We start from the raw sequence: 24229 nt of genomic DNA, 5'->3' as shown, positions 1-24229 counted from the left end.
CCGTCGGCCGTGACCTCGTCGTCGCTTGCGGCGGCTCCCCACAGATCTGGCATCACGAGAAGGAACGATCATGATTGTTGTCACTGCGCCGACCAGCAGGATCGGGCGGGCGCTGCTACCGCTGCTCTTAGACAAACATGCCGCTGTGCGCGCCATCGCGCGCGACCCCTCGAAACTATCCGACGATATACGCTCGCGGGTGGAGGTCATCGAGGGAAGCCATGGCGACGCCGTCACTTTGGATCGCGCGCTCCTCGGGGCCACGCATCTGTTCTGGCTTTGCCCTGCCAACCCGCAGGCGACATCGGTGGAAGAGGCCTATGTTGGATTCACAAAACCCGCCGCCAAAGCCATTGGCGATCACGGCATAGCCCGGGTCGTCAGCATCACGGCGCTCGGCCGAGGAACAGTCCTTGAATCCGAGGCTGGCCTCGTCACCGGCTCGCTCGCCATGGACGATCTGCTCGCCGCGACGGGAGCGCATCTGCGGGCGCTGGCGATGCCGTCCTTCATGGACAATCTGCTTTGGCAGATGCCGGTGCTGCGCGAGAAAGGCTTGTTCTTCACACCCCTTCCCCGCGATCTTGCTTTGCCGGCGTGCTCGGTCAGCGATATCGCGTCGAAGGCAGCGCGCTTCTTGCTCGATGATACCTGGGCGGGGCAGGAGGAAATCCCCGTGCTCGGCCCGGAAAACATCTCCGCTGACCGGATGGCCGAAATCATGGGCGAGGTGCTAGACCGCAAAATCGTCTGCTCGCCGCTTAGCTTTGAGACCTATGAGGCCATGTTTGTCAAGCAAGGGTACTCGGCGGCCATGGCAGCAGGTATGGCGGATATGATGCGCGCTAAGGCAAACAGTCTCGATCTCGGCGTCGCCCGCACTCACGACACTGCCAGCCCGACGAGCTTCCGGCAATGGTGTGAGACTGTGCTGCAGCCAGTCTTCGGCTCCTGAACGATAACATCGTGGAGCGAAGTTATCTTCGAAACAAAAATGTCGTTAAAAAAAGGATCAGCTTTAGGTTCAGCAGGCGCAGGCCGTTGCGAGCGTCCTGCGGTCGGATGACTGCCTTCATCGGCAGACTGCCCATGATCTTGCCGCTGATCACGAGGTTCCCGGCATCCTGATAGATTGAGCTGATCTCCATCAGCTCGCTTTTGTCCGGCGACATTATCTTCATCTTGCCGGGCTTGCAGCTTTCGCTTTTCATGGAAGGCTCTCGTTTGTGTCGATGTCAGGTCGGGAGGCTTGTCTCAAGCCATGTGGCGTTCAAACCACTCGAGCATCTTCTCGGGGTGCCGGGCAAAGTAGGTGTATCCATCCCAGCGCTTCGTTGTCCCTTCGATCCAGAACAGCTCCTTCTCGTCAGAGAGGACCCGATCGAATATCGACTGCACGTCACTCTCCCGCGTCATGAGGTCATTGCGGACCTGATACAGGAAGAGCGGAAGTGCCATGCTTCCTGCCGCCTCGAGCGGGGACATGTCTTCAAGCGCGTAGCTCGTGACCAGCTTGGCCTCGCGATTGACCTCCTCAAAGCGGTCCATCGGGAAGCCGGTAAGAGTGAAAATTCGCTCCATGATGACGCGAACCGAAATGGGCTGCGCGCCCACGATACAGCGGATGCCCTCGAATTTTTCGGGACGCCGATCGTATGCGAAGAAGGTCGCGTTGCAGCCAAGGCAACGACTGAACAATGCCGTGGTCATGTCGCCGAACTCGCGGCGGGCGAAGTCGATCGATCCGATCACGTCGCGGGATTCGTACCGACCGCCGGTGCTGATGCCGCCGTTGCCGGTGCCGCTATGACCAAAATTGCGAAGGTCATAGGTCAGGACATTGTAGCCGGCATCGTGGAGGACTTTATAGTCGGGGATGAAGTTCACCTCGAAATCGTTGCCGGCCATGCCGCCCAGCGACTTCCACGGCTCGAGGTGCGACGGGAGACCGGCGCGGCTGAACCACCGGGGGTGGTTGACGATGATGAGCTTTTTCGAGCCCTCGCGAGGGATGAACCAGGCCTCGAGCGGCACGCCGTCTTCGGAATGGAATGTCACGTCTTCAAAGGCGAGATCCGCCTCCGCAGGGGTATGCAGGATCGGCGAGCGCATCTGCACCTTGAAGGCCTGAGACACGGCAGCGAGCCGCTGCTTCACCTGATCGTCGGTAAGCGCCACCGGAGCCGGCGAGGTCGCATTGGTCATGAATTATCTCCAGAATCGGGTTCAAATCAGGCGAGGCCAAGAAGGTCGTGCGCGGTCGCGCCGGCAATCCTTCCCTGATCCTCCTGGCTGAGGTTGGTGCTCGCGATGAAGTCGATGGGGTCGAGCGCCGCAACAGGATAGTCGCCCCCCATCACGATCCGGTCGATGCCGACGCGCTCGACGAGCAGTTCCAGCGTGCGCGGATCGTAGACGCAGCTGTCGTAATAGAAGTCGCGCAGATACTCGCTCGGCTTCTTCGACAGGTTCTTGGTCGTGTAAGGCTTATCGGTGACGTTCCGGTCGAGGCGGCCCATATAATGCGGCATATATCCGCCGCCGTGCGATATGACGATCTTGAGGCCCGGAAAGCTATCCATCACGCCTTCGTAGATCATCGAGGACATCAGCCGGACTTCCTCGATCGACTGGCCGATCGAGTTCCACATCGCGTAGTCCTGGTACCACATCTCCGTGACCCCCTCCGGGTGCATGAAGATGACCAGGCCGAGGTCATGGATCGCGCCGAGGAGGTCCGTGAAGCGCGCATGGCCGAGATAGTCGCCGCGGTAATTGCTGGGCAGCTGAACAACCCGAAAGCCGGCTGACTTAGCCCATTGGAGTTCGTCGATAGCCATGCTGATTTCGCCAAGCGGAAGGACAGCGCTCCCCATGAACCGTGTCGGATGCAACGATGTCCACCGCGCGCATTCGTCATTGACCTTACGGGTCATGCGACGTTCGTCATCGGGGGTCGCATAAGCGCGGCTTTGCAGCACGTCGGCGGATGTCAGGATGTTAACGTCGATCCCGCGCGCATCCATGTCCTCGATCTGCATCTCGGGATGAAACATTCGCTGAAAGGCGGGCAGGTCTGGCGAGAACATGTTGCGGCCGAAGCAGGACGCGACGCTGTGCGGATGCGCCTCATCGAACACCTCCCGCTCCAGAAAATGCGCGTGGAAGTCGATGCACTTTGGGCAATGGCATCGCAGTTGGTCGGCAATCTCTACAGACATTTCAAACACCCTCTTCCGGATGGAGCTCCTCGCGAAGCTCTACCATCTCGGCTTGGAGGTCCGTCCTCGAGTGCGCCAATCGTAATTGCCAATCGGAGCCATCGCGCGTCACCATGCGAACGTGGGCTAAGGGCAAGCCCCCCTTTCCGTTCGAGGTTAGCGAAGGTTCCGCGTCCGTCGGTTACCCGGTTTCAGCTAGGTGCGCGCGACGATTCCGAATGATGCAGAACATCTGGCCGGTATGCCTGGAGGCGCGCCCATGCGCCCTCTCCCTGGGGCATCCGGATACCCATCGGCAGACATTGGAGTCCGACATGACTGGCATCCCCAATCCCGATTTCACGGCTGTCGTCGAGGCCGATAGTTTTCCCAAAACGAGAACTGCGAAATCACAAGAGGATAATAGTGTGGCGTGAGCGGGCAAAATTAAGTCGTCCAAACATCCCGCGAATAACAGGCGGTCGCAATGCGCGCGCCAATTGGGTGGGCTTAAAACGCGGCGAGTTCTCCGATTCTATCTCGAGCGCTCCCGGCAGATGGGTCGATCGCAGAGTAGTCAGCGGCACCACGCTCCTCGGTTCGACGATAAAACGAAAGGGATTCAAGCGATGGACATCAATGGTTCTGTAGCGATCGTGACGGGCGCCTCCTCAGGGATCGGAGCGGCGACCGCTCGGGCGCTGGCTGCCGAGGGTGCAAAAGTCGTGCTTCTTGCCCGGCGACAAGACCGCATCGTGAAGCTGGCGGCGGAGCTCGAAAACGCCATCGCTATCAAATGCGATGTAACGAACAAGGATCAGGTGAAAAGTGCGGTTGAGCAGGCGCTCCAAGCGCATGGCCGCATCGACATCGTCGTCAACAATGCCGGTCAGGCGCTGCAGGCCTCGATTGAGGAGATCAATCCGGATGACTTCCGCGACATCTTTGAGTTGAACGTCGTTGCACCACTCGTGATGATGCAAACGGTCATTCCGCACATGCGAACACAGGGCGGAGGCAGCTTCGTCAACATCAGCTCAGGGATCTGGTTTCATCCCCTTTCTGAAAGCGGTGCCTACAGCGCAACAAAGGCCGCTATCAGCATCCTGACAGGCGTAGCGCAGGTCGATCTGGCGGACACCAACATCGCGGTTTCGCTCATGTATCCATTCATCACTGAGACCGAGCTGGTGGACTCGATCAAGGCTGGCCGCGAGTCTGCTGAACGGATCGAAGCGCCGATCGCCGCTGAGCGGCAGCCGCCCGAACTGGTAGCGTCTAAGATTTTGGAACTGATCAAGACCGGTGAGAAGCAGGGCGATCTGGTCCCCAAGAAGTATGGCGGGACGTACGAAGGGTGAAGGGCCGCGAGGCAGTGACGCAAGACGCCCGCATGATTGCCAAGTTCGTCGGACACGCGTGGTTTATGTCAGCCCGCGCCCAACAATGAATACGGCAGTGTAGCCGGGACTTAGGAAGTTATGATGCAGTTTCATCGCAACGTCTGGTACATCGCGGCCTTGAGCCGGGAGGTTGGAAGTGAGCTTCTGCCCCGCAAGATCGTTGGGCAGAATGTCGTTCTGTTTCGTTCGAGTTCGGGCCAAGCGTCGGCTATTGCTGACATGTGTCCTCACAGGTTTGCACCTCTCAGCCGTGGCACCTTGGTAGGTGACACCATTGAGTGCGCGTATCATGGTCTACGCTTCGATGGCGGCGGGCGCTGCACTTTCAATCCTCAGGGCGAACTCATCAGCGACAATATGCACGTCCGAGGATATCCGGTCGAAGAGCGCCACGACCTTATATGGATCTGGCCTGGAGATCCGGACCTCGCCGATGCCGCCAAGATTCCCGATCTGACCCTCCTGTCGAGCGGCGAGGGTAGAAGGGCATCCTACAGCTTCCTCGCCGCGAAATTCCGGTACGACATTCTGATCGACAACCTTCTCGACTCGTCGCATGCGGATTATCTTCACAAAGGTAGCTTCTCGAGCGGCACGTTCGAACAAAGCGAAACGAAGGTTCGCGAGGGTGAAGCCCACGACGTCACGGTGACGTTCACCCAATTCCGAGGGCCTCCGATGCCCTTCGATGCCGACCTCGGTCCGATCTCGGATCGTAAATACGAGACCCGCTGGTACCCTGGGCAAATCGTCGTATTTCGAATGACTCGTGTCCGCGCGGGCGAAGAATTCTCCCAAGGCCGCGTGGCGTATTTTGCGCATGTTGCGACACCTGCAGATGCTGATACGACAAACTACTTCATGTGGTCGATGCGAGACTACGCTCTCGATGATCCGGAAGTCGATATCCGGGAAGCCAATAATCAATTTACCGTGATTAATTGCGAAGATGCTCCGATGCTGGAAGCTGTTCACAAGCGAATGGACGGTGCGGAACTGATGGATCTCCGACCCGTAGTATTGCCGAGCGATCGGGGTGCGTTGCAGGTACGCCGCGTGATGAAACGTTTATTGGCGGCAGAAGCCGAGCTGGCAGAAGCCTAAATTTTTAAGCGAATGTCTCGCTGACCGCGGCTTCGAACGGTCTGCAGCGTCACAGGCCTGAGCCGTTCCCTCATCGAAACGGCTCATACGCGGAACTACGGAGAAGCGAAAATGCAGTTCCTGATCACTGCTAATTTTAATGAGAAGTATAATCTCCTGACTGTCGAGCAGCAGCAGGAAGGCAGCCGGGCTGAGTGGGCGAAGTCACGAGATTATTATTCGCAAGGTCTGCTTCGTCAGGCTTGGGTTTACGAAAAGGATCAGGGCATCGTCTCGATCTTCGAAGCCGAAAATCGCGAACAGATGGAAGCCATTCTTGCGGATTATCCTGGAGCAAAGGGCGGATGGGTGTCAGCGACGATCTTGCAGATCGAACCTTATTGGGGGTTCTTTCCGGAGCAAGCCGAAGAGCTGAATCATGTGGTCGGTCATTGATCAGTCGCCAATTTTCTTCAGCCTTACGGAGGCTACCATGCATCTAGATGGAAAAGTCGCTCTTGTGACAGGAGCGGCGACGGGTATCGGCGAAGCACTGGCGCTAGGCCTGGCAGGGCAAGGAGCGACGGTCGTCGGCGCGGACCTTTCGTGGGCCAAGAGTCCCGAAACTAGCGAAATGTTGCGCGTCGAGTGCGATGTTGCGGATCCCGACAGCGTGCGGGCGTGCGTAGCTGACGTTGAAAGGCGCTATGGGCGTATCGACATCCTCGTGAACGACGCAGCCATGTCGTCGAACCTCACTCCGAAGCCGTTCGAGGAGATCAGTGCGAAGGAGTGGACGCAGGTTCTGACAGTCAATACGCTCAGTCCCTTCCTTATGAGCCAAGCGGTCGTGCCCGGGATGCGAGCGCGCAAGTGGGGGCGGATCATCAACCTTACGTCGGCAACCATTTTCACCAGCCAGCCAAGCCTTCTCCATTATATTTCGAGCAAGGGCGCTGTCGCTTCGCTCACTCGTTCCCTTGCCCATGAGCTCGGCGCGGACGGCATCACGGTGAATGCGATCGCCCCCGGTCTGGTGATGACCGACAACATGGAAAATAACGAAGCCTATACCGCCGAGGTTCGGGGCCAGGCGATCGCCGCTCAGATCATTCCGAACCCCTTGCAGACCAAAGACCTCGTCGGCGTCTGCCTTTTCCTCGTCAGCGATGGCGCCGGCATGATGACCGGCCAGGTTGTTGCGGTCGATGGAGGCACGGCCGTTCACTAAAGCGGTCGCCCCTATCACGACTTGTCACCCGCCATGTTCGCGGGCGTTGACGCTTAATACTCATGGAGAGCACGTGTTCGTGCTGCGCGCGCCCGGGTCCGAGCGACATGGTGCGCTAACGGGGTGCGGCCAGAAAACTCACGTCATATTAGCGGCCCCAAGCTGTCTCGCCGGGGACCCGTTTATTACCCGGCCGCAGTTCAACGCTAAGAACCTGCGTTAGCGCATGATCCGTCGATCGGATCGCACCATACCTCTCATAGCCAATAGCGATTTGAGCCAAAATCCCGACGGCCGCTAAAGTTTAGCGATCGAATAATAAGACAAATCGTCACCTGGGGAGGAACTAGAATGAACGGCAACGTGCGTGCACTCATCTGCATGCTGCTGGCGACGGCAGCATCGCCGGCCTTCGCCCAGAATTCGGACGTAGCGGATAACGGTCAGCGCGCTGAACCGCCTGCACCATCGCGAAATAACATTGCGCCAGAAGCGCCAGCTGATACGGATACGTCGTCGGGCGGCGTAGGCGACATCATCGTGACGGCGCAGCGCCGCGGCGAAAATCTGCAGAAGGTTCCGATCTCGGTAACCGCGCTCACAGCGACGACGCTGGAAACCGCTGGCGTGACCACCACCGCCGATATCGGGCGGGTTACGCCGGGCTTTCAGTTCCAGCAGGCGATCGGGCTTGCAGCGCCCTACATTCGGGGTATCGGCGCGGCGGGCCAGCAGGCCGGTTACGAGTCCAGTGTCGCAACCTATGTTGATGGCGTTTATCTGGCAGGTGGTGCAAGCGCGCTAACCACCCTCAACAATATCGAGCGGATCGAGGTTCTTAAGGGCCCGCAAGGCACGCTGTTCGGTCGGAACGCGAGCGGCGGGCTCGTTAACATCATCACGAAGGACCCAAGTTTCAGCCCGCAATTTCAGGCAGGGCTAACGTATGACGAGTGGCAGACGATCACTGCCAGTGCTTATGTCGCAAGTGGACTTACCGACAACATGGCTGGAGATCTTGCCGTCCGCTACAGCCATCAGGGCAAGGGCTGGGGACGCAACATCCTCACTGGTCAAGACGTGAACCAGGTCGATCACGACTTTTCCATTCGCTCCAAGGTGCTGATCGACATAAGCGACTCGAGCAAACTGAAGATCGCGGCTGACTATAGCGACACGCTGGCGAGCACCTTCGTGACGTTCTCGCCGTTGCCGAACCGCCCGGCAACCGGCGGCTATCTCTTTCCCGGCGGTGCCTGGGACAGCACGTCTTCTCTGGCGCGTCCCTTCCGACATTCGAAGGGGTGGGGCATTAGCGCCGATTATACCCAAGATCTGGGTTTCGCCTCGCTACATTCGATCACTGCATATCGGGACTCAAAGTTCTCAGTCGCCTTTGATGCCGGAGCGCTGCCCGTCCCGACGGTGACGATCGATGGGTTGATCAAGCAAAAGCAATTCTCGCAGGAGTTGCAGCTTCTCGCACCCGATGACAGCGCCTTCAAATGGATTGTCGGCGCGTTCTACTTCAGGGGAGACTCGGGAGGCAGTGAAAATAACCCCACCCTTTACCCGCTGCTGACCTCTGCACCGGGCCCGATCGCGATCGCGCAGGACGCTAGTAACGTGGTCAATTCGGTCGCGGGTTATGCTCAAGGGACCTACCCTGTAACCGACCGCCTCAATCTGACCGCGGGTATCAGGTTCACGTATGATAGGTATGTCTACCATAACACCACAACGACGAACTTGACGTTTGTGCCACCACAGTTCGGTGGGATCACGACGACCGCTTATCCCGACCGCCGTGGCTCGACTGCCAAACCGAGTTGGCGCCTAGCCGCGGATTACAGCATCACGCCGAGCGCGCTCGTCTACGCGTCATACAATCGCGGTTTCAAGAGCGGCGGATTTGATGTTCAGACTGAAACCGGTTCCGAATTGAAGCCGGAAATTGTGGATGCGTTCGAAGTTGGCGTGAAGCTCGATGCATTCGATCGAAAGGTCCGTTTCAATGCCTCAGCTTATTATCAGACGGCAGATAACTTACAGTTGATCCTGTATTTCAATGGCGTTTCCAATATCCGCAATGCGGCATCCGCGCGCGCCTATGGCGCGGAAGTCGAACTAACTGTCGCCCCATTCCAGGGACTGACTCTGAAGGCGGCCGGAAGCTATCTAAATTCGCGGTTCAAGGATTTCAGTCAGAATGCGCCGATCTCCAACCCCCTTCCTGGCGGCGGCAACACCATCAATCCCAACGGGAATGCGTCGGGCAATCAAACGCCACGCACGCCAGATAAGACGCTCACGCTATCGGCAAACTATGAAACCGATCTTGCGGGTGGTAAGATCGGGCTCAACGGCAGCTGGTTCCGCAGCGCACGATGGTATGGCGAGCCAGACCTGAGGCTCTTTCAGCCGGCATATTCGCTGGTTGCGGGAGAGATCAGCTGGACAGAGCCATCCGGCCACGTGCGCTTCCGCGTCTTTGGCCGAAACCTGACAAATTCGAAGGTTGCGGCGCAGGTCTCGACCACCATCAATGCGGACGTCCGTTACATGACAGAGCCTCGGACGATCGGCGGAGGTGTCGAGGTCAAATTTTAGGCTGCAGCGTCAGGGGTTGGTTCGGAATGCCGTCGGAACATTCAAAGTGGCATATCAAGGATCGCTGCATTAATTGCATGGCATCCCGAACCATGGCGCCCGCCTTCATCAAGGAGCGCGGGGGCAAGTCCGCTTTTGTACGCCAACCAGACGGGGCGGCCGAGATTGATGCTGCTTGGCGGGCGGCTGCGGTATGCCCGGTAGGAGCAGTCGGAGCACCATCGGATTTGGAGCGGCCTAGGGACCTGTTCCCACAGGATCTTGGCGATGGCGCCTATCGGCTTGGGTTCAACGCTAAATCATCATACGGTGCCCATTCTTATTTCGCGATACATGGCGGTTGGAGGTTCATGATCGATGGGCCGCGCTGGAACCCGGCCCTGGCCGACTGGATTGCCAGCATGGGTGGCCTCGACCACATCCTTCTCACCCATCGGGACGATGTGGCCGATGCAAAAACGTACGCGGAACATTTCGGCTCAAGAGTTTGGATCCATGAGGCCGATGCCTCGAGTGCACCCTTCGCAACGGACATCATGCGAGGGGCTGAGCCCGCCGGACCTGGTCGACAGATCAAAGTGCTGTTCGTGCCCGGGCATACGCGTGGTAGCGTGATGTACCTGTTTGATGACCGAACGCTGTTTACGGGCGACAGTTTGGCTTGGGACAGTGAAACCGGCAAGCTTCGAGCCTACGAGGAATATTGCTGGTATAACTGGCGAAAACAATTGCAGTCACTCCGCGCCCTCCGGGAGGAGACATTCTCTCGTATTTTCGCAGGTCATGGTGAGAGCGTCGACCTCACCACGCCTGAAATGAAGGCCGCTCTCGACGAGTTTCTCCTAACCTGCTGATTGGTATGACTGCCCGATTCCATATCGGACGGTATCCCGGAACATCGCCGACTTGAGGATATCGTAGGCGCAGAAGCGGTGACTTCGGCGACGATCCGGATGCGCCGTCGCAGTCGGCCGCCGTCGCTATCGTTACAGGCCATCCTTCGTATCGGCTATTACAATTTCCTCAGAGTGCAGACCGCGCGCATTTCACCCTCGAATAAGCAAAGAGGGAGGGTGTTATGAAGCTGAAGTTCGTCCTGATGAGCGCATCGGCCATGATGGCGATCGCACCAGCGAATGCGCAGGATGTCCCCGCGTCGACCAGCACGCAGCAAGATGCGCAGCAGACCGACGGTGCAACGGACGAGGGGTCTGCGGACATCGTGGTGACCGCGCTGAAGGGCCGCACATCGCTCCAGAAGACACCCGCGGCGGTGACGGTTTTGAGCAGCGAGATCCTGACGCGCCAACGTATTCTCGATATTCGCGAGGCGCAGGTACTGACGCCCGCAGCGCACTTTGGAAAGCAGAATAACGCAACCCAGGTCAATATCCGCGGCATCGGATCAACGGTCGATTTCTACTGGATCCCTGAAATGGTCGCCTTGAACAGCGATGGCGTCTATCTGCCACGCTACGCGAGTGCCGGCTCGTTTCTCGACCTCGACAGTGTGCAGGTCCTGCCTGGGCCGCAGGGTGTCCTATATGGTCGCAGCGCTGGCGGCGGTGCGATCATCATGAGTTCAAAGGTGCCCACGGACAACCTCGAGGCACAGGGCAATTTCGAATACGGCAATTATGACGCGGTTCATGCGAGCGGGATCGTCAACGTTCCCCTCGGTGAAAGTATAGCGTTCAGGGGCGGTCTCGATTATCGCCGACATGACGGGTACCAGACTTCGGGTAATGAGGCGGGCAATTCCTTCGCTGCGAAGGCCACGCTGTCCCTGAAGCCTGTGGACGACCTCAAGATCCTACTCCGCGGAATATATTATCAGGACAGGGGCAAGCCGGCCGTCACCGTCTATCTGCCGACGCCGGAGAACCGTAGTCCCTGGTTCATTGCCCCCAACGATCCCGTGACGGGCGCGGATACGACACGAGGCTTTCGCCGGTATCGCTACGACACCCAATCGGTCGATATCAGCTATGACCTTGGTGGGGCCACGATCCAATACATCGCGGCGCGTCTCTTCCAGAAAGAGGACAGCCTCCGCTCGCTCGTTGGCAACGATCAGACTTACAATTCGGACTATACGCAATACACGCAAAGCCTTCGGCTTTCCTCTTCGGGCGGGGCGCCACTTCAGTGGATCGCCGGACTCGATTGGTTCAAGGCCAATGCCCATTATGACAGTCGATTTGGTATAAATGAGTTCGGGAATATCTTCGATCTGATCCGGCAGAAGAGCTACTCCGGCTTCGCGCAGCTGACCTACTCTGTCACGCCAGCGCTTCGTCTCGTAGGTGGCGCTCGTGTGTCCCGCGATGAGTTGCAGCTCGAAGGCGTAGGCCGCGCCTGCTTCTTCGGCACCTGTTTTCAGCCGCCGGTGTCATTCGACAAGGGCTGGACAAACGTCGATGCGAAGGGTGGGGTCGAGTATGATCTGACAAGCCGGACCATGCTCTACGGAAATGTGCAGACAGGCTATGCGCCTGGAACCCTTAATACTTATCCCAATGCGACAACCTTCAACAAAGAGGTCAAGCCACAGCACCTCCTGGCCTTCACCGCGGGCTTCAAGTCGCGCGATATTGCCCCGTGGCTGACATTGAACAGCGAAGGCTATTACTACCGATATCGCGACCTCATCATCCAGGCCTATAATGCCGGCCTTGGTCAGCAGGTCCTGTACAACGCACCGAAGGCGACCATCTGGGGGGCGCAGCTGACGGCTAATATCGACCCCACACCCGCAGACACGTTGAGCATCAATCTGGCCTATACGCATGGCCGGTATGGCAGTTTCGTGTCCGGCCCGGGCGCAACGGACCTCAATGGGCTGCAGATGCAGTATACGCCTGATCTCTCAGGCTCGGTCTCCTACGAGCATCGGTTTGAGCTGGCCAGTGGTGGCAACATCGCCGCTCGGGGCTCAACCTATTTCTCCACGAGCTACTGGGGGACCTTCGACCACAGCGCGAACGCCCGGCAGAAGGCTTACACCAAGTCCGATGTTTCGATTACCTACTCGGCTCCCGGCGACAAATGGACGCTGGGTGTGTGGATGAAGAATGTTGAGGGCAAGGCGATCGCCTCCACAATCTCTGGCGTGACCTCGCCGCCGCCTTATCAGACGGTGGCGTTTCTCGAACCGCCGCGGACGTTCGGCTTGTCTCTAGGCTTCAAGTACTAAGCACACCGGTCTCGTACGTGGGTTGTAGCAGGCGAGCAGCAGCTAAAGGGGATGCTGCTCGCCTCAGATTTCAGAGGGACCGGGCTTCAAGGCGCGGATTGCTGACGCCGCTCGATCAGCGCCTTCTCGACGCGGCGCAGCGTCTCGTTGACGATGTCGATCAGCGACGGATCGTCGATAATTCCATGGAGCGCTTCGCTCCATGCGTCGCGCATGCGCACAAAATTCCTTTCGGCAAGATCGGTGAGGTAGAGATTGACGCTGCGCGCGTCCCGCTCATCGGCTTCCCGCCGCGCTAGACCCTTGGCCTCAAGGCCACGAAGGACCCTCGAAAAGTTGCTCGAGGGCAGACGTGTGGCGTCGGCGATCACGCGAGCAGCGCTCCCGGGATTCTGGTGAATGCAGCGCATCACGTGAATCTCAATCGGGCTGCAGATGGCCGGCTCCAGGTTGCTCGGGGGCGGCAGTTGCCGGCTGATGCCATGCACCACGTCGGCCAACTCAAAGAGGCGCCGCGCTTCACCCTCGTTCACACATATCCCCATTTGAAAAATGGCTATCATATGATAGCTAGTTTGCAAGAGTCGCGCTAGAGAGGCGTGCGAAGCCGCTCCAGTCGACAAGACGGTGTCACACCGCATTCATAACGAAGGATCTGCCAGATGGAAATTGATGGAAGCGTTATCATCCTGACGGGCGCGTCGTCCGGAATTGGCGAAGCGACGGCCCGGGCTGCGTCGAAAGCGGGTGCGCGCGTCGCCTTGCTCGCGCGGCGAGCAGATCGCATTGAGAAGCTCGCATCGGAACTGGAAAATGCGCTTGCCGTCCCCTGTGATGTGACTGACGCCGCCCAAATTCGCCAGGCGGTCGCGGCCACGCTCGAGAAGTTCGGCCGCATCGATGGTCTGGTGAACAATGCCGGCCAGGGCCTGCAGGCATCGGTAGAGGAAATCGATCCTGCGGAATATCGCAGTGTCCTCGAGCTCAACGTCGTTGCTCCGCTCCTGACGATCCAGGCCGTCATTCCCATAATGAAAGATCAGGGGGCCGGGAGCATCGTTAACGTCAGCTCGGGTGCCACATTCGCTGCGCAACCGGGATCTGGCGCCTACACGAGCTCCAAATGCGCGCTGAACATGCTGTCCGACGTCGCACGGCTAGAGCTTGCAGACGCCGGCATCGCGGTTTCGACGATGTATCCCTTCATCACCGCCACGGAGTTCTACGACGTCATCAAGGGCGGTGAGGAAGCCGCCGGCAACCTCCGGAGCCGCGCCAGCCAGATGGCTCAGCCGCCTGAGCTCGTCGCGGAAAAGATCCTCGAGTTGATCCGAAGCGGCGAAGCACGCGCTGATCTCGTGCCCGCCAAATTCGGCGGTTCCTTCCAGGGCTGACGTTCCCCTGAAGCTGGACGGGAGCCCTACAGGAACCCGTCACTCCGCTTCTGTCGATACTTAAACCAACCACGAGACTGTACCATGTCAAACCCGCGTAGTTCCTCCTCTTCACGCCCGCTTCTCATCCGGGGGTGTGGCATCGTAACCATGGATGAAGCCGCGGGCGACCTTGGCAGTGGAGACATCCTCATTGAAGACGGCAAAATCGTTGCCGTTGCTCCGCACATCGACGCGCCCGACGCTAAAGTGATCGAGGCGTCGAATATGATCGCGATGCCGGGATTCATCGACGGGCATCGCCATCTTTGGGAGGGAATTGCTCGCCACGCTCTGCCGACCGACAACCTCATGGAGTATTTTCATAGGGTCAATCATGGCTTTGCGTCGGCATATACGCCCGATGACGTCTATCTCGGGACGTTGCTGAGCGCGCTGGGTGCGCTTGATGCCGGCATCACGACGGTCTTCGACTGGGCGCACATCCAGACCACGCCAGAGCACACGTCGGCGGCGATCGCGGCCCTTCGGGATGCTGGTTTGAGGACCGTATTCGGCTACGGCCCGCCGGGTCGCCAGGATCGCGGTCATCAATGGCCTCACGACCTTTTGCGTTTGCAGAAGGAGGATTTTTCCTCTCGGGATCAGCTGCTGACTTTGGCATTGGCAAGTTCGTCGCCCGAACATTGCCCAGACGAAGTTGCGAAGGCGCATTTCGCCATGGCGAAGGATGCCGATCTCATCATCACCGTCCACGCGGCCATGAACGGGTTTGGCGAAAAGGAGCAAATTCTCCGTTTCGGCAAGGAGGGCCTGCTAGGACCTCATGTCCAGCTGGTTCATTGCAACACGCTAACGTCCGAGGAATGGCGGGTCGTTGCCGACACAAACACGTCGGTATGCTTTACCCCGTCGGCCGAGATGCAGATGGGCCACGGGGTCCCGCCGATCCAACCATCGATCGATGTAGGAATTATCCCGAGTATCGGCATCGATGTCGAAACGTCCGTTCCCGGAGACATGTGGACGCAGATGCGGATCGTCTACGCGCTGCAGCGCATGCAGTCCCATGAGCTCCGTTATAGCGGGGCCGAGGCTCCGGCCTGTATCGATTGCAACGACCTCCTGCGGTACGCGACCATCGGGGGCGCGATTAATGCGCGACTCCAAGATCAGATCGGCAGGATCGCTTCTGGCCTGCAGGCCGACCTTGTCCTGCTGCGCGCCGACATGATCAACGTGATGCCGGTCAACGACCTCAAAAGCGCTGTCGCGCTCAACATGGACGCTAGGAACGTCGATACAGTAATGGTCGCAGGCAGGATCGTGAAGCGCGGCGGAACGCTTTTCGGGCATGATCTCAATGCTCTTGCGCGTCGGTTCTACGCAGCGCGGGATCGCGTCTACGCAGATGCAAATGAGCCGTTGAAAAGCCCCCAACATCGCCTCTCGGTGGAGGCGGCCCTGCAAAATTGAATTTGGCGAAATGCGAGCCGGCAAAAGCCGGCCGGAAGCGAAAGGATGAGGAGTGATGGCGAGGTTCGACCTCAATCTTTTAAGCGCGCTCAATGCCCTACTAAGTGAGAAGAATGTCACTAGGGCCGCAGAGCGCCTGTTTGTCACGCAGCCGACGATGAGCGGGATGTTGCAGCGACTGCGCTACCAGTTCGACGATCAACTGTTGGTCAGAAACGGCCGAGAGCTCGAGCATACACCTTTCGGAGCGTCGCTGGTCGAACCTGTCCAGGAAGCGCTTCGAAGCATCGAGCTTCTGATCCATACCGAGCCATTCTTCGATGCCGCCACCAGTGAGCACGAGTTCACTGTAATGGCGTCGAACTACTGCGCCTCGATCTTTCTCCCTCATCTCGTCGCACAATTGGCAGGGCAAGCTCCCGGAATCCGGCTCGTCACGCAACCCATCAACAACCCCCTAGAGAGGATCTATGCCGGGCAAGCCGATATCTGCATAACGGCCGACGACATGTCGCTGCTTTGCGGCGGGACAAATCCTGAGAAGATACACGCAGAGCCGCTCTTCCGTGACGAGTTCGTATGCGTCGTCGCAGCCGATCACCCGCTGACGCGAAAAGCCAGTCTCGATCAGCTTTTCAGCTATCCTCATGTCGGCGTACACATGTTTGGCACGGTCAATACGATCGAGTCGGCGTGGATCGAAGAGCATCGGCCCGGCTATCGGCCCAGTGTCGTCGTTGCGGATTTTCCGCTGGTGGCCCCGATGGTCGCCCACTCCACGCTCGTCGGTGTAATGCCTGCGCGCATGGCAGAATTGTCTGCGCGCGCGATGAAGATCAGGTCCTTTCAGCCGCCCTATGCCATGCCACCGCTCGTCGAGGCGATGATGTGGCATTCGCGTCATCAAAATGACCCGGCTCATATCTGGCTTCGGGCAGCTATTCGTCAGACCGCTGCAGAGTGGCTCGAGCGGGACGGCGAGACGCCTCTTCTCTCCGATCAGCTCGAAGAACACAGACCCCGACGCCACGCGACAATCCATTCCATTCGGTAGGGACCGACGCGTCTTCAGGCATTGGCGGCCGGCGCGAAGGCGGAGCCCGCGATAAATATGCTCTCCTTTAAGAAAAAGGAAAAACGGCATGGATTGGTACGACGGTAATCATTGCAAGGGTGGTGGCGCTGAACTTTTGTGGCCGAGCGTGTGCGCGTTGGCGATCTGCGCCTTGGTGATCTGTATTGTCACTTAGCGGAATGACGTTCGTGTGGAAGCATGACACGTCGAGCGCTGCCCGGCGCGGTAATCTGGTAGCCAAGCGTAATTCCCAATTGTTCGACGCCTTTTTGTAGCGGAAGGCCTACCACGCGATGGACCCAGGCGGGACAACTGCCCCGTCATCACTCGCCGCCGAGCGCGCGGCCGGACCAACTTGTTATAGCCGAGGATATTCCATGCCGTTCATTTTGCCACCGCTCCCTTACGCCAGAGACGCCTTTGGTGACCTCATCTCGCCAGAGACCTTCGATTTTCACCACGGGAAGCATCACAATGCTTATGTCGTCAAAGCGAACGAACTGGTGGCTGGCGACCCTGATCTTCAGGACAAGTCGCTGGTGGAATTGATCAAGCGTACCGCAACAAACGGCCCCAATGGTCTTTTCAATCAGGTCGGACAAATCTGGAACCATAGCTTCTACTGGCTGGGACTGAGCCCGACGAAGCAAAGCCCGAGCGGTCCGCTCCTCGATCTCATAAACGAGGGATTTGGATCGCTTGAAGGGCTGCTCGAGAGGCTCAAGGGCGAGGCCGTCGGTCATTTTGCCAGTGGATGGGCGGCACTCAATCTCAAGGATGGTAAGCTTGAGGTGACGTCTTATCACGACGCCGACACACCCGTGGCCCATGGCGCAACGCCGCTTCTTATCCTCGATGTGTGGGAGCATGCCTATTACATCGACTATCGCAATTCCCGGCCAGTTTATGTTGAGAAGATCCTGCGCAATTCGATCAACTGGGATTTCGTTGCTTCGAATCTAGACGGATGTGGTGTATCGCGCGCCGATCAACCCGCATGACCGATGATCCTTTGGAAGGCACAGCGCGCGCCCCGGCGCGTGCCGCCCGCCTTTGCCCAACATAGCTTCCGACTGGACTCGGTCGGCACGATGCGGGTTCACACGCTTCTGTCGGCAGTATGGTTTACATGGTCCTCGAGACGGCTCTTCACCCTCTGAAGCAGCGAAACGAGCTGCTGTGATTCCTCCAGTGTGAAATCGGACAGCAGGTCGTTCCAATAATCCATCACACGCGGTACAAGCGACAGGGTTGCCGCCATTCCCTTTTCGCTCAGCGTTAGCCGCACGACGCGGCGATCGTCTGTACAGCGCGTGCGCGAAATAAATCCGCGTTGTTCCAGCCCGTCGATCAACCGAGTGGTCGCGCCGCTGTCGTTTCCAATCAGCTGTGCGACGTCGCTCGGTGTTTGCGCAAGGCCCTTCGCCACCAGGATGAGCGCCGACCACTGCGTGAAGCTGATGTCGAGATCGGCGAAGCGGCTCTCGATCTCAGACTGGTAGAGCTTGAAAACGCGCCTGATGAGGTAGCCGACCGAAATGTCGGGATCGAAAGTCTCCAGCGAATAAGGGGGCATGCGATTTTTCCGGCGATTGCTGCCTACGGCAGGTGCTAGCATTGCAGGTCGGCCTTATCTCATTGCGTCATGCGATTGCTGGCATCGCACATCACTATTTCCAGTGGCGGCGTCCGTCCTCTTAAAGCCTCGCGATAGTCGAGTGGGGGAGGCCCTCGTGGCCGATCAGCCAAGGATCTTGCTGGCGGTCAGTTTCAAGCGTCCCCGTTCCGGCCATTTTTTCGGAGCGAGCGCGAATGAAGAAGACGATCATCACCTGCGCGATCACGGGCGGCATCCATACGCCCACCATGTCTGATGCCCTCCCCGTCACCCCGCAAGAGATTGCTGATCAATCTGTCGCCGCCGCAGAGGCCGGCGCCGCCATCCTTCATCTCCATGCGCGCGTGCCGGAAACCGGCGAGCCGACCGGCGATCCGGACGTCTACGGCCAGTTTCTGCCTTCGATCCGCCAGCGGACGGACGCGGTTATCAACCTCACGACCGGCGGTAGCCCGAGCATGGCAGTTTCCGAGCGCCTCAGCGCTGCCAGCCGGTTCTCACCAGAGATGTGTTCGCTCAACATGGGCAGCATGAACTTTGGGCTGTTTCCGCTCGCCGATCGATTCTCGAACTGGAAGCACGGTTGGGAGGAGCCCTATCTGCGGAATTCCGATGACTTCATTTTCCGAAACACATTTCGCGACATCGCCTACATTCTCGAATCGATCGGCGAAGGTGGTACCCGCTTCGAGCATGAATGCTATGATGTCGGGCATCTCTACACCGTGGCGCATTTCCTCGACCGTGGGCTAATCAAACCGCCTTTCTTCATCCAGATGGTCTTCGGCGTCCTGGGGGGCATCGGTGCTGATCCCGACAATCTTACCTTTATGCATCGAACGGCGCAGAGGCTTTTTGGCGCAGACACCTATCACTGGTCGGTCTTAGCGGCCGGCCGGCATCAGATGCCCTTTGCGACCCAGGCCGCGATGCTTGGGGGGCATGTACGCGTAGGACTTGAGGACAGCCTCTATATCGGCCGAGGCCAGCTCAGCGCCTCCAATGCTGACCAGGTCACCAAGATCGTGCGTATCCTGGATGAGCTTGGCCTAGAGCCCGCCACACCCGGGGAGGCGAGGGAGATGCTCGGGCTGAAAGGCGGCGACCGGGTTGGCATTTGAGCCGCCCATTCATCGATGGGCCCACCCTCGAATTTCGGAACCGTGACCGCCCATCAGCGGTCGAGTGGCAAGGATCAGCGACATGTACGAACCATTTCCCGGGAATTACGTCTGGAACCTCTCGGTCAATATCTGCCTCGCAATGGGCGGCGCCATGGGAGAGATGGATCGCGCCAATGATGAGGTGCGGGAGATCGCGTCCAGAGGTGAGGACGAGGGTACGGAAGCTTTCTTTGCGGCTTGGGGCGCAATGGCCGATCGCCTTGTCCAACTTGGGGACGAAGCGCTCGCCGCCGGTCATAGCTTGAGCGCGTCGGAGAAATATCAGCGCGCCACGGCTTATTACATGACCGCCGAGCGGATGCAGAGCCGGCATCACGAGCCGCGCAAAGCGATGTATCGCGCGATGCTGGACACCATGGAGAAGGCGATCGACGCCGGGGGGCTCAACGCTGAGACGGTTGAAATCCCTTATGAGGGCACAAGCTTTCCTGGTCTGTTCATTCGCGGACGCGGTGAAGGTCCGCGGCCCTGCATGGTGTTCTGCAACGGGCTCGACAGCGTCAAGGAGATGATCTTCTTCGCGATCCGCGACGTGTTCGCCGAGCGCGGCATCTCGGTTTTGGCCATTGACCACCCCGGTGTCGGCGAGGCCCTTCGCCTCCGTGGTTTGAAAGCCGTGGTGGAATCGGAGCGCTGGGCCGGCGCTGCTGTCGACTATCTCGAAACCAGGGCCGACGTGGATCCAGAGCGGATCGGAATGATGGGCTGGTCGCTCGGCGGCTATTATGCGCCGCGCGCTGCCTGTTATGAGAAGCGCTTCAAGCTGTGCGTGGCCTGGGGCGCCAACCATAATTGGGGCGAGCTTCAGCGTCGTCGGCTGGCGAGAGAGGGCGATCGCCCCGTCCCCCATTATTGGGACCATGTCATGTGGGTTTGGGGGAAGGAGACCATGGAGGAGTTCATGGACTTCATTCCCCGGGTCACGCTCGAGGGCCACATGCAGAACATGACGGTTCCCTTTCTCGTTGTTCATGGGTCGAATGATCGCCAGATCCCTCTGGAATATGCGCATCAGGCGCATGACCAGGCGATCAACAGCCCGGAGCGCAGCCTGCGGTTCTTCACGGATCGGGAAGGCGGCGTCGAACATGTGAGCGCGGACAATATGGAGCCGGTTCGCAGCTATATCGCCGACTGGATCAGCGAACGCTTCGGTGACATGGCATGACCCTTATCCGCCAGAGTCGCGGGGCTAACCCATTGATCGGCTTCGCGCTCGACCGGAACCTCGTGAAACATGTGGGCCAGGATCTTCAGCGTCCCGAATGCATCCTGGCGGAACGCGACGGAACGCTATGGGCTGCTGACGCACGGGGCGGGGTGATGCGGATAGAAACCGATGGCGAGCAACATCTGGTCGTGCAAGCAATCGATACTCACTTTGATATAGGCTCGCGGGCGGAGGAAAGCCTGTTGCGAGGTACCCTGCCAAACGGCCTCGCATTCGCCGAAAACGGCGACATCCTCATCGCGAACTTCGGCACCGATCGACTGGAACTGATGAGCCGGGATGGCGCGAGTCGGGTGTTGATGGAGAGCATCGATGGCGTGCCGCTCGGCAAGGTGAACTTCGTCCTGCGCGACAGCAAGGGCAGGATCTGGATCACGGTTTCGACGTCGGTCAATCCGTGGAGCGACGCGATCTGCCAAGGCCTGGCCGATGGCTACATCATCCTGCTTGACGACAAGGGCCCACGCATCGTTGCAGATGGCTTTGCGTTCACCAATGAGATTCGCATGGATGCGAACGAGGAGTGGCTCTATGTCGCCGAGACAACCCGCAAGCGCGTGACCCGTTTGCGTGTCGCTGCCGACGGATCGCTGAGCCAGCGGGAGACATACGGTCCCGAAAGCCTTGGCGCTGGTGTGATCGATGGCATTACGTTCGACAGCTACGGAAATCTGTGGGCAACGATGATCTTCGCAGATCGGCTGGTCGCTATCACCCCGGATGGCGATGTTCTCCAGCTTCTGGATGATGGGACGCCGGCTTCGACCGAAGCTTTCGAGGCCGCATTTGCGAGTGGAGCCCCCGTTCCATTTCAGACGCTGATGGACACCGGCGGCCCGTTATGCACCTGGCTTGCCAGTGTGACATTTGGCGGCCCGGATCTTGATACCGTCTATCTCGGCGGCCTCCGCGCTACAACGATCCCGTCCTTCAAGAGCCCCGTCCGCGGTCTGCCGCTCGCTCATTGGTGACCTCAATGGCCGCCCTCATGGCGGGCGCTTAATCGCCAAGCACCATGCCTGAGATTGGCAAATGCGATTTTCCAAGGCGAAGGACGATGAGCAATGTCCTCGGCATGGAAAACTCCCTCGAAATTACGGTCCGCGAACTCAAGGCACGACAGGACATTCGTGATGTCCTCATTCGCTACTGCCGCGGCGCCGATCTCTGCGACGCAGATATCATGCAATCCTGCTATCACGACGATGCGACAGACGATCACGGCTTCTTCCATGGGCCGGCGAACATTTTCACCAGGGATGCGGTGAAGAACCTTGGCTCCCTCTTCACCTCCACCCGCCACATTCTGTCGAACGAGTACGTCGAACTTGAGGGGCTCAACGCTCGTGTGGAAAGCCACATCCTGTGCCTGCTTCATACGAACGGCGAAGACGGCCAAGCCGACATTACGGCTCGTTGCCGGTACCTGGACCGCTTCGAAAGCCGTGGGGGCGTTTGGAAGATTGCCCATCGACAGCTGGTGAGTGACGGAACCCGCGTCGACAGGCTCGAGGAGGATTATCCGCGCCTCAATCAGGGTGCACCGGGCGGGCGCGGGAGCGCCGATCCATCCGTACCCTTCTTCGAGGCAGCGAACAGCGTCTCCCAGGCCTGAACCACACTCACGTCATTCGAGAGGATAGAACAAATGGCCGAAACATATCCAGAATTGATCAGCGACGGACGCGGCAATCTCGCGACGGCGGCTTCCTTCACCCACCTCGTTGCCGGCACGATGGTGTCGCAAGACCTCGACGCCATGAAGAAGTTGTATGAGGATTTTCTGGGTCTCGAAACGGTCCGCATCGCCCCGGACCGGATGCTACTTCGTGACCGACGCGCGAAATACCTGATGGAAAATGGTGAGCGTGATTTTTTTGTCATTGAGGTCCACGAGGTCAAGCGCGTCGAAAAGCCGCAAAAGATGCTTAATCACTGGGGCATCGCGGTCGGCACGAGGGAAGAGGTTGATCGTCTTTACGCGCTGGCCAAGGCCGAGAAGGAGAAGTGGCACATCAGAAAGATGCGGCCGATCACAGGTATCCACGAATCCTATGGCTTCTTCATCATCGATCAGGATGACAATTGGTGGGAGATCGAGAACCGCGGCACGATGACGAACGAACTTCTGTTCGCCAAGGGAGACTATAACAACCGTACGACCGATCCGGCGAAGATGATCAATCCTCCGACGCCGATCGCGTCGACCAAATCGCTCGTGCTTGGGGATGAGGCGTTCATGACGCATGGTACCGTCGATGTCGCCGATATCGTAAAAGCGCGTGGCTTTTACGAGGAAGTACTCGGTCTGCGATCGGTGTTGCGTGCCGACATCGCGCAGTTTACCTCCGGGGGCGGTGACTTCAGCTTCGTTGGGGTGCAGGTTGGGCCCATCCACGTCGCGGATCAGTCGGCGGATAATCGGTGGATTTTGCTCGTTTCCGACCAGGAGGAACTCCGCGCGCGCCACGCCGGCGCGTTGGCTCTGGCTGATAAATTCGATATTCGTCAGGTAAGCGATCCAGACTATCAGGACGATGGCAGCCTTTCGTTTCAGATTGAGAGCGCTGACTCCAACTGGTTTGAATTCTCGACCCGGCCGCGCAGCTATTATAGTGCGCCGTTCGCCGCTCTCGCGGAAGTCTGATGCTCGGCTCCCCGTCGGCCCCGCGCTCATGAGGGCGGGCCCGACCGCCGGCCGCGGCGAGAAATTGATCGTCATAGCCCTCGTATTCGCAGGCTTCGCCGCCGGCTATGCCTGTACCTACGCGGCCGTATCCACGACGTTCATATTGCCACTGACGAAGGCTTTTGGCTGGGGCCGCCTAGTTCCAGCGTTCATGTATCTTTCGGCCATGCTCGGCGTGGTCAGCGCGTCGATGCTGCTCGGTCCTGTTATCCAGCGCGTGGGAGAAGCACGGGTCACCGCGCTCTCTGGTCTTTGCCTCGCGATCATCATATCGTCGCATGCCCTGCTAGGCGGATCGGTGCCGGTTGCCATTGGCCTCGCCTATCTCGCCGGCCTGCTCGGAGCAGGCACTGGGGTCGGGCTCTATGTCTCTCTCATGCCGCGATGGTTCGATGCCGATCTGGGGCGTGCGCTGGGTTTCGCCGTCATGGGTCAGAGCTTCGGCTCGGCGATTATGCCAGCGATCTCGGCCGGTGTTATCGCTGTGTATGGCTGGAGAACCGCCTATCTCGTCCTGGCCGGTATCGCGCTGGTCGTGACGCTCATTGTGGCAGCTATTCTGTCGGTCCTGCTGGCCAAGCTGAAACGAGAGACTGCCGGGACTGTTACCGTGGACGGCATCGACCTTCGCGAAGCGCGCCGGATGCCAATCTATCGGCTATTGCAGGCCAGCGCCTTCCTTCAAGCGTTCGCGATGTTTGGCGTCTCTTTTCACATTTTTCCGATCTACGCCGATCTCGGGCTGGATTGGGCTGTGCTTCCCAAAGTCACGGTGGCCCTCGCGGCGGGACTCGCCATCGGCAGGGTCGTGTCCGGAGTCCTGCTCGATTTCGTCGAGG

General features: G+C 58.9%; 23 protein-coding genes. 18 read left to right on the top strand and 5 right to left on the bottom strand.

Annotated features, from left to right (window positions below):
- Positions 1–70: 70 nt before the first annotated feature.
- On the top strand, positions 71–955 hold the full coding sequence (locus tag BHQ40_RS17025; RefSeq protein ID WP_070157016.1) for an NAD(P)H-binding protein: 885 nt from the start codon (positions 71–73) through the stop codon (positions 953–955).
- A gap of 22 nt (positions 956–977) precedes the next feature.
- Here the strand turns inward: BHQ40_RS17025 and BHQ40_RS17020 are convergent, their stop codons facing one another.
- The 3 genes from BHQ40_RS17020 to BHQ40_RS17010 are packed head-to-tail and all read right to left on the bottom strand — an operon-like array spanning position 978 to position 3221.
- On the bottom strand, positions 978–1211 hold the full coding sequence (locus BHQ40_RS17020; protein WP_253183397.1) for a hypothetical protein: 234 nt from the start codon (positions 1209–1211) through the stop codon (positions 978–980).
- A gap of 43 nt (positions 1212–1254) precedes the next feature.
- On the bottom strand, positions 1255–2205 hold the full coding sequence (locus BHQ40_RS17015; RefSeq protein ID WP_070157015.1) for an alpha/beta hydrolase family protein: 951 nt from the start codon (positions 2203–2205) through the stop codon (positions 1255–1257).
- Positions 2206–2231: 26 nt separating this feature from the next.
- On the bottom strand, positions 2232–3221 hold the full coding sequence (locus tag BHQ40_RS17010; RefSeq protein WP_070157014.1) for an amidohydrolase family protein: 990 nt from the start codon (positions 3219–3221) through the stop codon (positions 2232–2234).
- 608 nt (positions 3222–3829) lie between these two features.
- Between BHQ40_RS17010 and BHQ40_RS17005 the strand changes: the two genes are divergently transcribed.
- The 7 genes from BHQ40_RS17005 (at position 3830) to BHQ40_RS16975 (ending at position 12723) form a co-directional block, all read left to right on the top strand.
- Positions 3830–4561, top strand: coding sequence for an SDR family oxidoreductase (locus tag BHQ40_RS17005; RefSeq protein ID WP_070157013.1), 732 nt, complete (start codon positions 3830–3832; stop codon positions 4559–4561).
- 120 nt (positions 4562–4681) lie between these two features.
- Positions 4682–5707 (top strand): Rieske 2Fe-2S domain-containing protein, encoded by a 1026-nt coding sequence (locus tag BHQ40_RS17000; protein WP_083277006.1) that lies wholly within the window; start codon positions 4682–4684, stop codon positions 5705–5707.
- 111 nt (positions 5708–5818) lie between these two features.
- Positions 5819–6142 (top strand): muconolactone Delta-isomerase family protein, encoded by a 324-nt coding sequence (locus tag BHQ40_RS16995; protein WP_070157011.1) that lies wholly within the window; start codon positions 5819–5821, stop codon positions 6140–6142.
- Positions 6126–6917 (top strand): SDR family NAD(P)-dependent oxidoreductase, encoded by a 792-nt coding sequence (locus tag BHQ40_RS16990; protein WP_083277005.1) that lies wholly within the window; start codon positions 6126–6128, stop codon positions 6915–6917. Before BHQ40_RS16995 ends, BHQ40_RS16990 begins: the two co-directional genes overlap by 17 nt.
- Positions 6918–7268: 351 nt before the next feature.
- Entirely contained in the window at positions 7269–9527 is a 2259-nt protein-coding gene (locus BHQ40_RS16985; protein ID WP_070157010.1) for a TonB-dependent receptor, read from the top strand.
- A gap of 26 nt (positions 9528–9553) precedes the next feature.
- The gene (locus BHQ40_RS16980) at positions 9554–10381 is read left to right on the top strand and encodes an MBL fold metallo-hydrolase (RefSeq protein ID WP_070157009.1); all 828 of its coding nucleotides are present in this window, start codon (positions 9554–9556) and stop codon (positions 10379–10381) included.
- 224 nt (positions 10382–10605) lie between these two features.
- A complete protein-coding gene (locus BHQ40_RS16975) occupies positions 10606–12723 on the top strand; it encodes a TonB-dependent receptor (protein WP_070157008.1) in 2118 nt (705 codons plus the stop codon).
- 86 nt (positions 12724–12809) lie between these two features.
- On the opposite strand, the gene BHQ40_RS16970 is transcribed toward BHQ40_RS16975, so the two are convergent.
- Entirely contained in the window at positions 12810–13256 is a 447-nt protein-coding gene (locus BHQ40_RS16970) for a MarR family winged helix-turn-helix transcriptional regulator (RefSeq protein ID WP_070157007.1), read from the bottom strand.
- Between the two features lie 129 nt (positions 13257–13385).
- Between BHQ40_RS16970 and BHQ40_RS16965 the strand changes: the two genes are divergently transcribed.
- From BHQ40_RS16965 to BHQ40_RS16950, 4 genes are all read left to right on the top strand, one after another.
- Complete coding sequence (locus BHQ40_RS16965) at positions 13386–14117, top strand: SDR family oxidoreductase (protein ID WP_070157006.1); 732 nt, start codon at positions 13386–13388, stop codon at positions 14115–14117.
- Between the two features lie 84 nt (positions 14118–14201).
- Entirely contained in the window at positions 14202–15593 is a 1392-nt protein-coding gene (locus BHQ40_RS16960) for an amidohydrolase family protein (protein ID WP_070157005.1), read from the top strand.
- Positions 15594–15648: 55 nt separating this feature from the next.
- Positions 15649–16647 (top strand): LysR family transcriptional regulator, encoded by a 999-nt coding sequence (locus BHQ40_RS16955; RefSeq protein WP_070157004.1) that lies wholly within the window; start codon positions 15649–15651, stop codon positions 16645–16647.
- A 398-nt stretch (positions 16648–17045) separates the two neighbouring features.
- On the top strand, positions 17046–17669 hold the full coding sequence (locus BHQ40_RS16950; protein ID WP_070157003.1) for a superoxide dismutase: 624 nt from the start codon (positions 17046–17048) through the stop codon (positions 17667–17669).
- A gap of 98 nt (positions 17670–17767) precedes the next feature.
- On the opposite strand, the gene BHQ40_RS16945 is transcribed toward BHQ40_RS16950, so the two are convergent.
- Positions 17768–18244: a MarR family winged helix-turn-helix transcriptional regulator gene (locus BHQ40_RS16945; RefSeq protein WP_070157002.1), complete on the bottom strand. Its 477-nt coding sequence runs from the start codon at positions 18242–18244 to the stop codon at positions 17768–17770.
- 236 nt (positions 18245–18480) lie between these two features.
- On the opposite strand from BHQ40_RS16945, the gene kce reads away from it, so the two are divergent.
- From kce to BHQ40_RS16915, 6 genes are all read left to right on the top strand, one after another.
- Complete coding sequence (kce, locus tag BHQ40_RS16940; RefSeq protein WP_070157001.1) at positions 18481–19407, top strand: 3,5-dioxohexanoate:acetyl-CoA acetone transferase; 927 nt, start codon at positions 18481–18483, stop codon at positions 19405–19407.
- 82 nt (positions 19408–19489) lie between these two features.
- Entirely contained in the window at positions 19490–20638 is a 1149-nt protein-coding gene (locus BHQ40_RS16935) for an alpha/beta hydrolase family protein (RefSeq protein ID WP_070157000.1), read from the top strand.
- Entirely contained in the window at positions 20635–21672 is a 1038-nt protein-coding gene (locus tag BHQ40_RS16930) for an SMP-30/gluconolactonase/LRE family protein (RefSeq protein ID WP_070156999.1), read from the top strand. The genes BHQ40_RS16935 and BHQ40_RS16930 overlap by 4 nt, the downstream gene beginning before the upstream one ends.
- An 86-nt stretch (positions 21673–21758) precedes the next feature.
- Complete coding sequence (locus BHQ40_RS16925; RefSeq protein WP_070156998.1) at positions 21759–22316, top strand: nuclear transport factor 2 family protein; 558 nt, start codon at positions 21759–21761, stop codon at positions 22314–22316.
- Positions 22317–22349: 33 nt separating this feature from the next.
- Positions 22350–23348 (top strand): VOC family protein, encoded by a 999-nt coding sequence (locus BHQ40_RS16920; RefSeq protein ID WP_070156997.1) that lies wholly within the window; start codon positions 22350–22352, stop codon positions 23346–23348.
- On the top strand, positions 23317–24229 hold a 913-nt coding region (locus BHQ40_RS16915; RefSeq protein ID WP_171905888.1), incomplete at its 3' end, for an MFS transporter. The genes BHQ40_RS16920 and BHQ40_RS16915, both read left to right, overlap by 32 nt.

The organism is Sphingobium phenoxybenzoativorans, assembly GCF_001757355.1.
In the GTDB taxonomy this organism is placed as follows: domain Bacteria; phylum Pseudomonadota; class Alphaproteobacteria; order Sphingomonadales; family Sphingomonadaceae; genus Sphingobium; species Sphingobium phenoxybenzoativorans.
The sequence above is the reverse complement of the archived record's forward strand: the minus strand, read 5'-3'. Positions and strand labels throughout refer to the sequence as shown.